The sequence below is a fragment of the uncultured Roseobacter sp. genome (assembly GCF_947496515.1).
Taxonomy (GTDB): Bacteria; Pseudomonadota; Alphaproteobacteria; order Rhodobacterales; family Rhodobacteraceae; genus Roseobacter.
Map to the genome: position 1 here is coordinate 46780 of NZ_CANMDB010000016.1, position 16850 is coordinate 63629.

The window sequence follows — 16850 nt, forward strand, 5'->3', positions numbered from 1 at the left end:
CTTTGAGCTTTGGGGTAAAGCCCGTTTTAACCGACGTCACAGTCGCCCTGCCGCGCGGCCAGATCAGCGCCATCGTCGGTCCGAACGCCTCGGGCAAAACGTCCCTCTTGCGCTGCCTCAGCCGGTTGCAAACCCGCACAAATGGTCGTGTTCTTCTGGACGGAGCCCCCATCGACAGCCTGAAAACCCGCGATGTCGCCCGGCGTATCGCACTGTTGCCCCAGACCACAACTGCCCCCGCCGGGATGCGGGTGCAGGAGCTGGTTCTACATGGCCGAACCCCGCACCAATCCCCATTTCGGCAATGGAGCGCTGAGGACGAGGCCCTTGTCACCGACGCGCTCGCCGCTGTCGGGCTGGCAGATCAATCCGACCGGTTGCTCAGCGATCTCTCTGGTGGTCAGCGTCAGCGCGCATGGATCGCCATGGTACTGGCGCAGGACACCGATATCCTGTTGCTGGATGAACCCACCACCTATCTCGATCTGCCACACCAGCGCGACGTGCTGACCCTTGTGCAGCAACTGCAAAAGGAACGTGGCCTCACCGTCGCCATGATCCTGCACGATATCAACCTCGCGGCGCGCTACGCGGACCGGATCATGGCACTGAAGGACGGACGGTTGTTGCACAACGGCCCGCCCGCTGAAGTAATCACACTTGAAACCATGCAGCAGATCTACGGGCTTGACTGCAGCATCCTGACCGACCCTCACTCAGGAAAACCCCACATCATCCCCAAATGACACCCACCTCGACAGCGGCAGGATCAGGTTAGAACAGATGAGCAACAGCCCCCTTTCCCCGCGCCGAGAAGCCCAGCAAAAACGCTCTCGTAAGAAGGTCGAACAGATCCTCGACGCGACAATGGACATGCTGTCGGAGGGTCCGGCGGATCAGATCACCACCAACAAGATCGCAGAGAAAGCGGGTATAAGCGTCGGCACCCTTTACCAGTTCTTTCCCAACAAGGAGGCGATTTTCTACGAGCTCTTCCGGGACTGGCTGTCGCGTACCTTGGCGGCGTTGGATGACATCCGCGATGGTCTGGCCCCGGACGCCTCGAAGGAAGACTGCATCGCCGTTTTCCTGGATGCGTTGACCGAACCGGAGCTGAACTCACAGAAGAACTGGAAGCTGCGGTGGGCGATGAGCACGTCACCGCAGCTGCTGGCACTAGAGGCCGAACATAAGCGCGAGGTGCTCAGCCGGATCCATGATTTGCAGAGCCGGCTCGGGCAGAGCCCACCCGCCAAAGTCATCCCAGACTTCATGCTGCTGCAGAACGAGCTCACGATTGCCTGCCTGTTCAGCCTGTCCCGCCTGCAACACTCGCCGAACAGAGACCAGCTGCATGATCTGTGCAAACGGCTGTTGGGTGTGATTTATGACTATCCTGCCTGGACAGCTCTTGGCGATGAAACGGGCGGGGAGACAGAACCATAAGCCTCTCTCGGCGTCGCTTAAGACCAACGGCCAGACGGGTCGACGCCTCAGATGAAGGCCAGGCCAAATTCACCTTTGGAAAGGTTAGCGCGTGCATAACCTCAAGACGCGTACCCTTGTTCGGACACAAACGGCTGAGTCCTTGCCACGCAGGTTTGTCGGTCACATTGAACATGACCAGAAATATGGCGTTGGTGCCGACACAGCCGATGCGCTCATGGTCGAGGAAAGGAGCTTTTACCAGCCCTTTATCGCTGAACCCGATGGCTGCTGGGTTGGCATTGCGACGCTCGATGACAACGCATTTGTGATATTGAATGAAGAGACCACTGCGCAGGATTTGCGCAAACACTCCAAGGCAGACCTCAGCCTTAAAGCAAGCCTGCAGAGGACTGCAGCCTGCTGATGCAGCGAGATGATCGGTTTTGCAGCTTCAGATGGGAAGTGGTTCCACGCCGACCGGTTGCGTAGTCAGGTGATCGAGTAAATGACTGACCGTTCCGCCGAAAAGCTATTCTGGTTTTCAGTTGGCGCGGTTGCACTGGCCTGCGGCATTGTTGGGGTGGTTCTGCCGTTTGTGCCCACAACACCCTTTGTCATTCTGGCGGTTTTTGCCTTCAGCAATGCGAAACGAAGTCTCCCTAGAGTAAGGACACTCCGACCATTGTCGCTGCCATTGAGGTCTTCTAGCCGATAGGAACCTCGCTTGCGGAACTCAGCATGGCCAGTGACAACCGCCACGCAAACCGGCCGGAGACATGACTGTACTGACAGACCATCGCAAGCACGAAAATCGCGTGCAATGCAGGAGCGCTTCGCAGGTGAACCTGAGCAAGCGTCTCTTACTGCGACCGCAGCACGCCGAACCGTCCATTCGCTGCGAAAGGAATTCGGTACCACAGCTGAATTCCCATTTTAGGAATTCAACTGCGAGGAGCCCCTCTTACTTCATTTTTGCAGTTACCTCAGAGCTACTTTCCGAAGATGTTGGAGGCCACATACTCAATGGCTTGATTATTTTGGCTACCTGAGCGAGATCGCCGATGTTCTTCAAAAGTTATGGAATGCAACAGGTGGATGAACTAGTCCTCCCGCTAAAGTGGCATCAATGCCTCTGGGTATAGCCGACCGGACCGTATGACACGCTGGCTAAAGACAGGATTGACGTTATCGAGCCACCGGCAAACCAAGAGTGGCTCCACAGGACATCGTTTTTCCGCGACCCGGAGCATAACACCATCGAAATCTTCGCCGACATTCACCCACGTGAGACATTGGCTCAACTTTCCAGTGCTTATCAGGTTGTCGACTGATGTCGGTGGATATGAAAGGGTTCTGCATTCCCGGGCGATCCCCTCTTCGCTGAGGTCAAAGGACGCGATCAACATCAGCGTCTGCAACCTGAACGCCTTCATCAATCGTCGATGCTCAGCATCACCGATGAAGGTATTCAGAACACGATCAATGCGGTTTCGAAGGTCATTTGCGGAGAGCGCGAACGCGAAGCACCCAAACGCCGGAGCCCTTTCCAGAATCGGGACGCTCACAACGGCGAGGCGATCGGCAACGCTCGTTTGGAGGAAGCCTTGATGCGCGCGAGCGACACTGGCAAAAGCGCTGACCGCGCCGTCCTGCACAGCCCGTGCCGCATCCGCATAGGTCTCAATCATGTGGAACTGGCCAGGCGCTACGCCGAGTTCAAGGCCGGTCACATGCCGTACCTGATCAGCACGTGAACCGCCCCGGATGCAGCGGCAATCAGACGTTCCACGCGCGATGCGCCATCCTGGAACGGCAGGCATAGTGCACCTGGCGAATAGCCGATGACCCACGACGGCACTTCGGGGATCGTCTTCTAAAACATGGCCTGCGCAGCGGCTTGATTGTGAACGACCCAGTCCCTCATCGTCGCACGGCTCGCGCGTACGGGCCCTGTGGCCGACGATCCGAAGTCACGAGAGGCATAGGTGAGGACCGCAATGGTAAGGGCCGGGTCCTGGATGGAAGGCCTGGCGCAGGTCAACTCCGAACGGCTTGATCCCAGGTTCCTTCCACCCCCATGACGGCCGTTCCAACCAAAGGATGCGTTTGAGATGCGCCAAGAGGATCTCAAATATCTTTCTGATCTTCATCTACATGTCGTACTGGCGGGTCTTGGCGATGTCGCACGCCACTTAGTGGGATTGCTACAGCTCGATGACAGCAACACATGGGCTCACTTCTTTTTTGCGCTGCAACTCAGTCGTTTTTCTGTAAGGCGGCGCTTCGCGAACCTCAGTGAAGGTGCGCGAAGCACTTACAATCAGGCTAAGCAGCCTGATCGAATTGAATTCTGCCGTCGTGCAGGAAGAAGAGCTTGCGGAAGACGGACAGATTGATCGGATTTGGCAATCGGACATCAGAGATATCTGGCATGAACTTGCCACTCAAATCGAACGACCGGTCGATTTGCGAGATCATGGCACAGATTGCACCTGAGCCGATCACGTATTTCTGGAGGGACTTGATCTGATCATCGAGGCTTGGGTTGGTGCGCTTCTGATCCAGGATCTGAAGGTAATCGATCACGATGAGCGCAGGCTCACTTTCGGCCATTAGGCGGCTGATGACATGGTCCGCAGAAACTTCATCAGATGTGTCGATAACCACCGCACTATCGCTTGAGCTTGGATCAACACCAATGCTTGACAACCGATCTGCTACGTCGCGCTCATGGTAATCCAGCGTGAAGAAATAGCCTTTGCGGCTGAGTTGCGATGCCCTCGCTGCAAGCTCAAGCCCGAGAAGCGTCTTGCCTTGCCCTGGTCGTGCTCCGACGAGCACCAGATCGCCGGGCTCCAGTTGCCGCAAAATAGGTCGTGCCGGACTTTTGTTCAGCGGCGACGACACGAGATGGCTCCAGCTTTGAAAGCCCTCGTCTATGGCGACCTTATCCAGAGCCTGATGCAAGGCGATATCGATGTCCCGCGCCAATAGCTTGGCATTCCGCTTTAACACGTAAATGGGAGCAGATAACTGCATGTGTCTTCCTCCTCTTTCGAGCTGCTTCTGCAATCCCTCCTTATGCTTGCGCTCGAATGAGACAAGTTGAGACAATTCGGCTCCGCATGATGGATGCTTCCCGGACGGAGGGCGGAGGCCCGAGCAAGGCCTGCGCATAACCTGCTCCGAATGAACCGGCAGCTCAAGATGAAAGTGGCCGCTGGCCACTCCCGAATGCTCAGCAGCACGGGCTCACAGCCGTCAATCGGGCGGCCTTCTCCATTCATTCACCCTTGTCTCTCCAGATGTCCGTCTCACGAATGACCCGATCCCGACAAAGGAGTTTCCGTGAGGTCGAAAAAATGCACCCCACCAATCGCGTCGCCAAGCAGCATTGTTGAGACATGAAATGACGCCGCAGTCACGATCGCGTCGAAGGTCAGGATTGCCGTCTCGGTCCCGGTGATGGGATCCCAGAGACGTGCCGAGCGATCGCGTGACATCGTCAGGAGATGCCTTGAATCTGGCGAAAAAACCACGCTCTCCACCCAGCTTTCATGTCTGCTCAATGAAACGACCTCTGCTCCCTTTGCAACATCCCAAAGGAGAACCGGATTGCCTCGGGATTGTAGCGTAACAAGTCTAGCGCCATCTGGTGAGAAGACCGCTCTCTCTACCTTGTGCGGCAACTGTGCAATCTTGTCACCCGTGGTAGCGTTCCAAAGATCAGCAACTTGCTGGAGTGTAATCGTCAGCACAGTGGCGCCATCAGGCGAAAAAACCGCGTGTTTTACGCCGCCGTGTTCGCTGTCCAGTACCGCAATCTCAGAACCACTGACACTGTCCCAAAGCCGAGCGACTAGACCGGGAACTGAGATCGTCACGACCCGCTTGCCTTTTGGAGAGAGAAGCGCCTCGCGTATCGTTTCCCCATTCGGCTGAAACACCACGGCCTCTTGTTGTACGTCTGTATTCCAAAGTTTCGCAGCACCACCCTCTGAAGTAATCAGAACCTTCAAACCGTCGAAAGAAAAGACCGCATTCGCAATTGGGCGCCCGTGACCGTGTAACGTCACAGCCTCTGATCCAGTGTTTGCGTCCCAAAGCCGGACGGCGTGGTCTTGTGAGATCGTCAGGAAGCGGTCGCCCGTTGGGCTGGACACGGCATCAACAACGGACGCATCGCCTGCGCCTAGCCGCCTAACCTCTTCGCGCGAGAACGCATCCCAGAGTCTTGCGACGCCTCCCGAGACGGTGACAATGCGCTTTCCACCCAGCAAGAACTGAGCATCGGGCAGGCCTACCTCATGCCCTTGCAGAAGGGCTACCTCAGAACCACTGCCAACATCCCAGAGACGAGGGTCGCGGTCGTGGTAGTCCGAGATCGTGAGAACTTGCGTGCCGTCGGGCGACATCAATGCGCGCACGACGCCGCTTTTTCCCTGCAGAACCGACGACTGGTTGCCGGTTGAGGGCGTCCACAATCGCGCGGTGCCATCCTCGGACGTCGTCAAGGCTAAACGACCGTCCGATGAGAACACTGCGCTTTTGACTGTGCGCTGGTGTCCGGGCCGGTCCGTTGGATAGGTGCTGTTTGCGTCCCAAAGCAAGGCACCGTGATTGGCCGCCGTCAGCACATTCTGACTGTCCGGAGAGAAGACGGCGGCTGTCAAATCACCCTCATGCCGATCCAGTGTCCCGACCGATGCACCCGTGTCAGCGTCCCAAAGACGCGCAAGGTGGGTCGAACTCGTCAAGACGCGGCGCCCATCTGGCGAGAACTGCGCGTCTTTCAGCTGCTCCCCGTGCCCGCCCAGCTCTGCTTCCGGGTGTCCGTTGGTCGTATTCAAGAGCAGCGCACAGTCCCATCCACGGGCAAGGATGTATCTGCCATCAGGCGAGAAGGACGCAGTGCAGCTCCTCTTGGACCCACTGTTCAGGGATGCTAACTCCGTGGCATTTATTGTGTCCCAGAGCACAAGGGTGCCATCCCCAAACGTCGCAAACGCCCGATCGTTGTTCGGTGAGTATTGGACGCTCTGCGCCGCGAACTTGCATGCCAGTACGCCCGTCTCTCTTCCTGTGTTAGCATCCCAAAGTCTGGCGGTCCGGTCTTTGGACGCGGTCAAGACCCTGGTTCCGTCTGGTGAGAACACCGCAATGTGAACACTGGCCGCGTGTCCCTTCAGCTCCCTCACAAGACCGCCATCGCCGGCATCCCAAAGAGCCGGGTCAGCCGTTTCCCGGCGACCAAGGTCTTCGTCGAAAACGGTCAATACCTGATGACCGTCGGGCGAGAATGCTGCGTTCTTTACCCAAGCCTCTCCTACCCCAAGCACCGCGGTCTCGTTTCCGGTGACCGTGTCCCAAAGCATCGGATTGCCGTGCCCTGGCGACAAGGTCAGGACACGGGAGCCATAAGGGGAAAATACCGCCTTGGCAGATTTTCCAAGCGTTGCAGCCTCGACTCCGCTGGCGGCATCATGAAGGCGGACGGTCCCGTCCTCTGAGCGGTTCAGGACCCGTGTGCCATCGGGTGAAAAAGTTGCGTTCGTCAGCCCTGGCATTTCGAGTACCGCTATTTGAGCGCCGCTCGCGACGTCCCAAACACGTGCCGTCCCGTCGTTCGACAAAGTCAGCACCCTATTGCCAAAAGGCGAGAACACTATCGGTGACCAAGCGCCATAGGCCGGGAGAGATGCAATCTCGACCCCGGTAGCACTATTCCACACTTTCACTTCACTTCCCGCAGCGGCAAAGACACGGGATCCGTCGGGAGAGAACATGGCGCTCTGGATCGCCATAGTATGCCCAACCAAACCGAACCGCAGCTGGCCAGGCGGGGTCAGACGGGGGCATGTCGGGACCGGCCACAGCGATGGGGTGCTACGTGCCGACCGAGCAACTTCGACAGCCGCCGGAAGTCCGGCGTCGGCAAGCCGGCCCCAAATCTGGTGGGACAGCTGGTCCGGCGATTGCGCGAGTGCCGGGATCGACAAAGCGACAGCGCGTCCGACGAGCTGGGCTGCGGGATCCTCCGGCTCGTCATGCCATGCAGCCAATAAACCTTGTGCGCCGGTCACTGCTAGCCTTGTCTTGATCCAAATGAAGTCGGTCAGCAGGCGATCAGCCTCCGCACCGCGGCCCGCCGCCCGCAGGTGATCGATGAGAAAACGCCAGCCGTAGGACGCCTGCTTTGGCATACTTGCCCAGTCGCTGACGCAAGACGCGGCCAGGGCCTCCACCATCTTGCTATGGGCCTCTGTCAGCCCATCTTCTCCCAGCCGGTCGCGCAGGAGCCACTTCATGTTATCGTGCAAACGCACTGTGCGGGTGCCGAGATCCAGTTCCTGAAGAAGCGACAGCCCGTCGAGGCGTTCCAGGAGTTCCTCGGTCTCGAGCAGATCGAACTGACCACTCTGGTTCCAGAGAGCATCGATGATGTCGATGGGCACCGCAACATCCTCGGGCAAGACAGCCAACTCGCGGAACCTCGGCCGCTCAAGCGCATCATCGAGGTCTTCGGTACTCGCGTCGACGCAGAGCCCGATCGCGCGGTTTCGCTGATCCTCGTCGCGCGCATCGAAGGCGGTCAGGCCACGGCGGTCGAGGCGGTCCTGAAACGTCCCAAGAGCTTTGTCGACGCTCTCGTGTTTCGCGACCCGGGAGCGGACGAAGCCATTGGCGATGTCGAGGAGCTGCGCCCATCCCTCGAGACGGCCCGCGAGACTGTCGAAAGCGACGCGCGTGGCGGGGTGTACAACGTTCAAGTCCCAGGACAGCAGCTGAAGTGCCTCAGTCTGGCGCATTTCGTCGATCCGGATCGGCGTACAATCCTGGGGTAGAACCGACGGTTTCCGCGTTGTGATCAAGCGGACACAGTTTGGTCCACCATAGAGAAACGGGCGCAGTTGGCTTTCGTACCAGACATCGTCGATCACAAGCAAAAGTGACGCCTCGCCGATCAGCCCTCCGAGATGTTCACCGGCCATGGTCTCATCGGTAAAACCGGGACGCGCGCCGTCGGGGTCTAGCTTTTCGATGAGATCGTTGACCAGTCCCAGTACGCTGGGACGTTCCTTGCCGATCTCCACGCGGAGTATTCCGTCCCAGAACTGAAAGCGCACCTCCTCGTCGCGACAGAGGTCATTGGCAAGGACGGTCTTGCCGTAGCCGCCGGAGCCGACGAGCGCGACCGAGCCGCCTCCGGATGCCATAACAGATGTCTTCAGGGCGCCGAACTCGGTCGAACGCCGGACATAGGAAGACGGAAGGTGGCCCTGATGAAAGGGCACGCGCCGCCGCTCACCAGGGCCTTCCAAAACCCGGAGAAGCGTGATGAAGCGCTCGGGCTCGCTGAGATCATAGACCTCCGCTCTGCGCAGCCAAAGGGGAAGATCGCGCTTGCGCAGGCTGGCATCGCCCAGCACAGGGCTGACCCTCTTCCCCTTGGCCCAGGCATGTCTGTATTCCCGCTTCACCCAGTCTGAGACGAGCGCCCGCTTGCTCAGCACCAGCACAAGGTGTTCCGCCTGTTCGATCGCCCTCAATGCCTGAAAGCGAACATCATCGCTTTCGATGTCCTTGAGATCGCGCCAGGACGTCAAGCCCTGCTCCGCGACACGCTTTTCAAAGTCCTCGGCGAATTCCCTGCCGTCAGCGCGCGAGTAGGAGATAAAGATCCTATTGGGAGAGAACTCTGGATGCGCCTGTTCGATGAGTTTGGTCACCGCAGTGCCTGGATCACCGAGGCCAGCAGGAGAATTCCATAGAGACCGATAAACGCAAATGGCGCCCATTTCTCAAGCCCAGTGAAGGACCGTCGGCCCATCGCCTTGTAGATCTTCTGTTCGCGCTCGAAAGGCGCGACCGGCAGGCTCTTCTCCATCTCATGCAGAACCTGGAATTTTGCGCCATTCAGCTTGGAGTATGAGGCAAGCAGGACCGCCCAGGCGAAGCACACGATAATGCCGGCCGCTGGAATGGCCAAAAGCCAGAAGCCCTGCTCGAACTCGCTGACCGAAGCGCCCCCCATCTTCAAGTAGCCATAAAGCGCGGAAATCGCGCTGTTGACGCTGAGCATCCAGGTATTCGCCGCAGCCCTGCGGTCACTGACCTTCTCGGCAGTTGCGAGGTAAATCTTGTAAAGCTCAAAGGTCTGATCGGGCTTATCGCTCATCCGGCATTCCTCCATGTCCTAAGTATGGATTTTGCCCCGTCCGTCTTTCGCGCAAGATCCGGCCAGTTTCGACTTCCGTGTGAGGTGGAACCGCATCTGAAACCATGACTGCGCAGTCCGGACCAATCACAGGTTCCCCGTTGCGAGCCTCGCAGTCACCAGAGGCAACAGCTTTGCGTTTTTTGGCGGGCGAGAACACGGCGCTACTCAATCCGTTTGGTTTCAATTGCTCCGGCACTCCAAATTGGCCTTCTTCCAAAAAAGCTTGCAGGTACAAACAATCACGATCAAGCGGGAAATGAGCCAACCGTCGACGCCGAATGCACCACTTACAGAATCCCCTTGTCAGGTTACACACACTGCAAAGACATTGCGACGCGCGATCAAAACACAACAGACTGTAAGCTCGGCGCGCTGCTCCGCGGACAGGCATCCGCCATCGAGCGTCAGAACAAGGCCCGTCCGCACCACAAGCGCCAGCCTGCGTTACCGAACCCTCATGAGGCAGATCCTAAGCATATTTGGGCGCTGTTGTACCCCCAATTACCATGTATGCACAGACTATGCTGCAGGTCGACACTCGATGTTCAGTGCTTCGTAGAATGGCGACATCCGTCAGTTTACGACCAGGAGAGAATTGCTCTGAAACCCGATTTTCCTACCATTTGTAGATTAGAGTCTTCGCTCATGTTTTCCTTGGGCTGGGGAGGAGCGATGAAGATGAAAGCATCCAAATTCAAGGACCCGCAAAAGGCGTTCATTGTAAAGCAGGGCGAGGAAGGCACGCCAGTTGCGGAGATCTGTCGCAAGGCTGGGATCCTTTGACCGGCAGGTCATTTTAAAGCAATCGCCGAGAGGGGGGCCAGGCGACTTACTTCAACTGGAGTGCAGGCGGACAAGAAAAGCGTCCAGTGGATGTTTTTCCCGCCAAACAATTACGCAGGTCTGATGCCGTCCGAGATGAAGAAACTGCGCGAGTTGAAAGACGAGAACCGGCGTTTGAAGAGTTGGAGGGGAAAGCAAATTATCCGGGGGATGATTTGCCCTGAACAACCGTCGCGGACCTGATGCTCGACAAGGAAATGGCGAGGTCTTTGTCCGCCATTGGTCCGAGGACAATGGGCGAGCGGATGTCGTCAAACGAAAGCTTTGAGGTCCGATCGTAAGCGCGAGATCATCGACGGTGTTCGGGAAGATTAGCGCGTCTCTGTCAGGCGCGCATGCAAGGTAATGCGGTTCGACAGATCGACTTATCAGTGCAAATCCCGACGCCGCGATCCGGCCAGTCTAAAATCCCGTATCAAAGAGATTTGCGGGACCCGCGTGCCGTATGGCTATCGGCGCGTGCATTATGTGTTGCGACGAGAAGGCTGGGAAGTGAACCCCAAGCGTGTGTACAGGATTTACAAGGAAATGGGCCTGCAACTGCAGAATGAGTCCCCCAAGAGGCGCGTCAAAACCAAGCTGCGAGAAGACCGTTTAGATGCTGTTTGCGCGAACGATGTCTGAGCGATCATTGCCCGGCAGGAGAATGCATGCATTCACCGAGAGGGAACTTTGTGCACGACCAGTTGGCCACTGAGCGCAAGCTTCGTATCCTGACAGTCGAAGACATCTTCTCACGCTATTGTCCTGTCATCGACCCACGCTTCAGCTATCGAGGTGAGGATGTCGTAGCCACGTTGGATCGGGTATGTCGTGACATTGGATATCCCAAGACGATACGCGTGGATAACGGGAGCGAGTTCATCTCTCGCGACATGGATTTGCGGGCCTGTCAGCGTTGCGTCACTCTGGACTTCTCACGTCCTGGCCAGCCGACAGATAACTCCTTCATCGAGGCCTTCAACTCAAAGCTAAGAGGGGAATGCCTGAACACACACTCTTCAGGTCGCAAGGCTGATGCAGATCGCGAAAGAGATCCATCGCCAAGTTGTCCATTTCTGATCATCTGTGCTGTTTCGATCCTATCTCGTGTTGCCGTTCCTGATTTAAGCGATTTGAAGCCCGTCATCGGGCGAGGTGGCCCCTTCACGCCACGGTAATCTTGCTCAAAGATGTTGTTGAGATATTTCAATCAGTAGATCTTGATCCGACGCGGCGAGCCGACGTCCCGCAACGCGGCGCTCACAGCATCGACGCCAGCTGTGTTGGTGCCACTTTGGTCAATTGTACGGGCGCGCGGCGGACTATTTGCTGCGATCGCTTTGGTCAAAAATCGTAGCACAGCTGCCTCATCGTGATGCTCAGACAGCATGAATCGAGTACTTGGCCGCGCAAATTCACAGCGCGTTAAAGATAGCACCAATCACCTCGCACTTTCATGTAGGTCTCGTTCAGACGCCATGATCGCGCAATCGGCGACTCCTGTTTTTGCGCAACCTTTGCCAAAGCTGAGGCATATTTCACGACCCACTAGTTCAAACTCGCATGGTCAACCTGGACACCGCGTTCGGACAAGATCTCCTCCAGATCTTGGTAGGAAACAGCATAGCGGACGTAGAAAAGGACAGCATGCAGGATGACATCTCGCGGAGATTGGGCACCTTAGGACGATACCGTCGGCATGACCTCAGCTGCTTTCGACGCTTCTACATCGGTCACCAGAACAAAATTTGCGACAGAACCATATTGAGGGGATGCATATCGCTGAAGAATGAAAATATTGGTTACGATCCTGACCAACTGGGGTTTGGTAACACTTGGTGTAGAGACCACAACAAAGAAAGACCGCATGGCGCCATTGGGAACAACGTCCCCGCAGCGCTGATGAAATTGCGAGACGTATCGAGCCCTTTTATGTGATCCAAGGGCAAAAAACCTAACTCCAAACGCGGGCGCTTCGGGTAGCGCAGTAAACCTGACCAAAGCTAGCGTAAATCAGCGGAGTCGTAGGGGGATAGGTCACTGATACTAGCACTAATATCTTCTAGAGCTGTCTCTAGCGCAGCTGCGAAAGCAGGAACATTCTTGCCTTTAAAACAATTATAGTGATCACCAGGGGTGTCTATAATGCTTGTGAGGTTCGCAATATTTGATAATCCATAGTCGCCACCACGTATGCCAACGGGTGTTTCAGCCGCCCTCACGAGAACAATCCGAATGTCGCTCTTGGGAGAGTACCCTCGCAAAAGACGGCCGTGCTGGTGATCCGATACGCGGCGGAAACGGCGTCGATCCATCTCCACGGGATCGCTGTCTCCGATCCGGATATTGGCATACGTGTCACTGGCCTTTCGAAACGCTACGCGAAAAAAACGCTTTGTTTTGCTCGCCAATCGCATAAGCGCTCCAAAAGTCGATTGGTCGCCAAGTCCTGCATCCAAAATGATACAGCTTGCACTACCACCATCGTGGATCAGTTTCCGAGCAATTTCATAAACGGCCCGGCCGCCGGCAGAGTAACCAGCAAGAATCCAAGGTCCTTCTGGATCAACGCTTCGAATGGCCGCTGCCATGCGAACAGCCAGGTCCTCCATGGTCCAAAGAGTTTCTTCATCATCAAACAATGCGGGATCAAGCACGCCAAATCCCTGCCAGCGGTCTGTCAAGCGTTCAATAACCGGGGCAAATGGCGCCACGTGTCCACCCCCGCCTGCCACTAAGTAGAACCTGTTACAGTTAGAATTAGTATCCAGTTTGGTCGGGAACCGTTCGATCAAACGATCCCAATCCTCATTTTTCGCTAGGCACTGCAGAGAGTCTTCGACAAACTGTGCGATACCTTCGCGGGTTGGGTCGGCAAACATGCCTGAGGGAGGCAACACGATCTTCAATCGTTCTTCCAGCAGATGTGTTAAACGTAGCATTGACAAGGAGTCTCCTCCTTCATCAAAGAATGACGTGCCCGGCTTTACAGCAGAGATCTTCAGTGTTTCCTTCCAAAGATCAGAAACGATTTCTTGGATTTCAGGTTGAACAGGGTTTCTTATAAACGGCGCGAATTCATTTCTCTCGAAACTCTCAACGCCCTTTTTCGCATTTTTCGCAAGAAAACCGGAGAGTTCAGTTTCAGGGTCTCTCAAAACTTCGGCCATCGCGCTTTCGATCCGTTCGGCAAACAACTCCATTGTCTGTTGGTCGTGCAGGATAGGATCATATATCAAGCGGAGTTCACGTGTATCAGGGTGATCAATAATTGTTATCCAAAGATCGACCCACGTTGCGTCTTGGTCTGGCGCAATTTCGGTCGATAATAAATCGCCATCTAACTCTAAGGTACCAAATGACTTGCGATGAGTGAAAAAAATATGTCCAAATGGTGCCGCGTCTATCCTGTGTGGTAGCTTCATGTGCTGAAACAGCGCTTCCGCGCGTATGTCTTGATGCATCAAATAGTCCAAGACTGTTGTGCGTATCTTCTTCAAAATCGAGGCATAGCTGGAAAATTGATCGATCTGGGACCGCATAACAATCGTATTTGTGAACATTCCGATCAAATTGGCTACTTCTGGGCACGACCGTCCCGCAATCTGGGTGGAGATCGTGACATCAGGTTTTCCTGTCCATTTATGGATCGCACAGATAGTGGCCGCCAAGGTGGTCATGAATGGTGTGGTCTCAGATGCGCGCTCAAGCGCATCAAACTGATTAGTCATGTGCTTTGGCAAAAAACGTTTCACAGTTCGGGATGAACCGGGAGCCCTGGTCACAGCGGAGGTTGGCGCCAGCGCGTTGTTCGGGTCAGCGCCATCCAATTCCCCCGCCCAACCATCAAGCGCCGCAACCTGCTCCGGAGTTTTGACCTTTTGCCCTTGCAGGGCGGCAAAATCTGGGTATTGAAAAGGCAACCCTACTAAATCATGCGCGACACCACGACGAGCTGCACGATAGATTTCGGCAACTTCCGAACGTAAGATACGCATGGACCATTCATCGCTGACAATGTGATGAATGCTTAAGATCAACAGCGATTTGTCATTGGCATATCGCAAGAGCCGAGCGCGAAAAGGCGCCTCCGACGAAAGGTCAAATGGACGTGTCGCAGCAGCATTGACTTCCATCTTGGCTGCATTGACGTCATCCGCCCACTCGACCTCAAGCACGGGCGTGACCTTGCTGGCTAAACAAACCGGTATCTCTTGGGTGTAGTCGAACCTCAAACGAAGCGTTTCATGCCGAATGACAATTTCATCAATCGCATAGCACAGCGCTTCAACGTCCAAAGGTCCTTCCAGCAAGTCAGCCTGTATGAGATTATAGCAATCTGGGTTGGAGGAAACGAGATGCGCAAAAAGTATACTCTTTTGTGCATCGGATATGGGAAGAGGCGCGTCGCGGGGCAGCAACGGAATCCGGGGTATCTTGGATCTTTTACGTCGACGGGCCAGTAATTTCGTCTCCAACGCTCGACGCTCTGCAAGCGTATTTACACCTTTGGTTTCGGCACCAGCACCAGTGTGGTGTTCACCCGCTTTCAACGCTTCAAAAACGGCCTCACCGAGACTACGTATTGTTGTGTTCTGGAAGAGGCTGGCATGGGACGTCGCTAGAGAAATGTCTTCTTCAATTCGAAAACTGAGCTGCATGGCAAGCAGGGAATGGCCACCAAGATCGAAGAAGTTTTCGTCAATGCCAAAATCATTGCGCTGCAGAACGTCTTCCCACAGACCCGTCAGCAACTCTTCCACCGGCGTTCGGGGTGCAACGGTCTGTTGAATGGCAGCTGAAACATCCAGCGCCAAAAGAGCGTTTCGATCAATCTTACCATTGGAATTAAGCGGAAGGCCGTCAACGATCCGCCACTCCCCAGGTATCATCCAATTCGGCAAATTGGCCCGCAGTGCAGTGCGCAGCGTCTGGACGGCAAGAGTGGCTTTACTCTTTGGAACAATAAATGCCGCTAGTGCCGTGACAGTGGTACCAGACCGCCGCGGAATGACGACAGCATCGACTACCTCGTCCAAAGCGCGAAGAGCGGACTCAATCTCTTGCGGCTCGATTCGAAACCCGCGCATTTTGACTTGCCAGTCCTGCCGACCAAGGAAGTGCAAAACACCGTCTTGGTCCCACTTGGCCCGATCCCCTGTGCGGTAGAGCCGCGCATCCGCATCATGCTGAAAAGGGTCTGGTACAAAGGCAGCCGCCGTATCCTCCGGGCGGTTCAGATAGCCGCGCGCAACACCATCGCCCCCAACCCACAAATCGCCCTCAACGCCGACAAGCACCGGGCGCATGGCACGATCCAGCACATATGTAGATGAATTGGCTAAGGGACGCCCAATCGGAATTGCGCCACAGGCGTGCTCGGGCATGATGCGATGCAAGGCGGAAAAAGTCGTGTTTTCTGTCGGTCCGTACCCGTTGAAAAGGATCAAGTCGGGAGCGGCTTCAAATATCTTTTTCACATGATCGGTGGAAAGCACATCGCCCCCTGCCAAAACACGGCGGCGACCAACAAAGCAGTCAGGGCGCAGATCTACCATCTGTTGGAACAGACCAGCAGTGAGCCAGAGCGTATTGATATCCTCGTCAATGATGAGGTCCGCCAACGCGTTCAGTGATGGCATGCCACCGGGTGGCTGGATGAGCTTAGCACCTGAGAGGAGCGCCCCCCAGATTTCAAACGTGGACGCATCAAAACTGGTGGGAGAAAAGTTCAGCATTTGGTCGTTTGGACCAATCTTCACATCGGTCAAACCACTGATGAGCCGTAGAACGTTGCGATGGGTGACACATACCCCTTTGGGGGTTCCTGTGGAGCCTGAGGTGTAGCCGACATAGGCCAAAGACTGCGCGGCAATTTCCGGTCGTTTAAACGTCTCGCGATTTCCGCGCAGACCATCGACATCAATGGTCGTCACTGTGTTCTGTAACCGTGTCGTGTCTCGGTCAGGCAGGATCACCACTGCCCCGGAGTCTTTCAGCAGCACTTCTAGGCGCTTTGGCGGCTGAGTTGGATCAAGGGCAAGGTAAGCTCCGCCTGCCTTCAAGATCCCCAAAAGCGCCGCAATGAGCTTTGGCGAGCGTTCCATCAAAGTTGCAACGATCACCTCTGGCCCAACGCCAGACCGGCGCAACTTTGCCGCAATCCCGTCTGACCATACGTCAAGCTCGGCGTAGGTCAGCCTGGCATCCCCTTGCTGAATACAGACCTTGCTTGCATGTTTTTGAGCAATGCTGGCAAAGACTTCCGCAATCGAGCTTTGGCGCGGGTAGTCTCGTGCCGGACCAACGGACATTTTCAGTGACTGAACCGCTTCGTCAGCCGGGAAGCTTGTGTAGCTGGTTGTCATAAGGGCCG

General features: G+C 55.9%; 10 protein-coding genes and 2 pseudogenes. 7 read left to right on the top strand and 5 right to left on the bottom strand.

Features of this window, described 5'->3' with window-relative positions:
- Nucleotides 1-2: 2 nt before the first annotated feature.
- The 6 genes from Q1A53_RS20705 (at nt 3) to Q1A53_RS20720 (ending at nt 3182) form a co-directional block, all read left to right on the top strand.
- The gene (locus Q1A53_RS20705) at nt 3-746 is read left to right on the top strand and encodes an ABC transporter ATP-binding protein (protein ID WP_299970342.1); all 744 of its coding nucleotides are present in this window, start codon (nt 3-5) and stop codon (nt 744-746) included.
- 37 nt (nt 747-783) lie between these two features.
- Nucleotides 784-1446: a TetR/AcrR family transcriptional regulator gene (locus tag Q1A53_RS20710; RefSeq protein ID WP_299970345.1), complete on the top strand. Its 663-nt coding sequence runs from the start codon at nt 784-786 to the stop codon at nt 1444-1446.
- 91 nt (nt 1447-1537) lie between these two features.
- On the top strand, nt 1538-1852 hold the full coding sequence (locus tag Q1A53_RS20715; RefSeq protein WP_299970348.1) for a hypothetical protein: 315 nt from the start codon (nt 1538-1540) through the stop codon (nt 1850-1852).
- Nucleotides 1853-1933: 81 nt separating this feature from the next.
- The gene (locus tag Q1A53_RS23485) at nt 1934-2143 is read left to right on the top strand and encodes a DUF454 family protein (RefSeq protein WP_366873018.1); all 210 of its coding nucleotides are present in this window, start codon (nt 1934-1936) and stop codon (nt 2141-2143) included.
- A 448-nt stretch (nt 2144-2591) separates the two neighbouring features.
- Complete coding sequence (locus tag Q1A53_RS23490) at nt 2592-2759, top strand: hypothetical protein (protein ID WP_366873025.1); 168 nt, start codon at nt 2592-2594, stop codon at nt 2757-2759.
- Nucleotides 2760-2870: 111 nt separating this feature from the next.
- Complete coding sequence (locus tag Q1A53_RS20720) at nt 2871-3182, top strand: hypothetical protein (protein ID WP_299970351.1); 312 nt, start codon at nt 2871-2873, stop codon at nt 3180-3182.
- Nucleotides 3183-3753: 571 nt separating this feature from the next.
- Here Q1A53_RS20720 and Q1A53_RS20725 read toward each other — a convergent pair.
- From Q1A53_RS20725 to Q1A53_RS20735, 3 genes are all read right to left on the bottom strand, one after another.
- Nucleotides 3754-4467 carry a DNA helicase gene (locus tag Q1A53_RS20725; RefSeq protein WP_299970354.1) on the bottom strand — a complete coding sequence of 238 codons (714 nt, stop codon included), beginning with the start codon at nt 4465-4467 and terminating at the stop codon, nt 3754-3756.
- Nucleotides 4468-4742: 275 nt separating this feature from the next.
- Nucleotides 4743-9158: a TIR domain-containing protein gene (locus Q1A53_RS20730; RefSeq protein ID WP_299970357.1), complete on the bottom strand. Its 4416-nt coding sequence runs from the start codon at nt 9156-9158 to the stop codon at nt 4743-4745.
- Nucleotides 9155-9607, bottom strand: coding sequence for a hypothetical protein (locus Q1A53_RS20735; protein WP_299970360.1), 453 nt, complete (start codon nt 9605-9607; stop codon nt 9155-9157). The genes Q1A53_RS20730 and Q1A53_RS20735 overlap by 4 nt, the downstream gene beginning before the upstream one ends.
- A 720-nt stretch (nt 9608-10327) precedes the next feature.
- Here Q1A53_RS20735 and Q1A53_RS20740 point away from each other — a divergent pair.
- Nucleotides 10328-11490 (top strand): annotated as a pseudogene (locus Q1A53_RS20740) (IS3 family transposase); the annotation flags it as partial.
- Nucleotides 11491-11537: 47 nt separating this feature from the next.
- Here Q1A53_RS20740 and Q1A53_RS20745 read toward each other — a convergent pair.
- Together Q1A53_RS20745 and Q1A53_RS20750 are read right to left on the bottom strand one after the other, a co-directional pair.
- Nucleotides 11538-12130 (bottom strand): annotated as a pseudogene (locus Q1A53_RS20745) (IS6 family transposase); the annotation flags it as partial.
- Nucleotides 12131-12477: 347 nt separating this feature from the next.
- Nucleotides 12478-16842: a non-ribosomal peptide synthetase gene (locus Q1A53_RS20750; protein ID WP_299970363.1), complete on the bottom strand. Its 4365-nt coding sequence runs from the start codon at nt 16840-16842 to the stop codon at nt 12478-12480.
- Nucleotides 16843-16850: the final 8 nt, after the last annotated feature.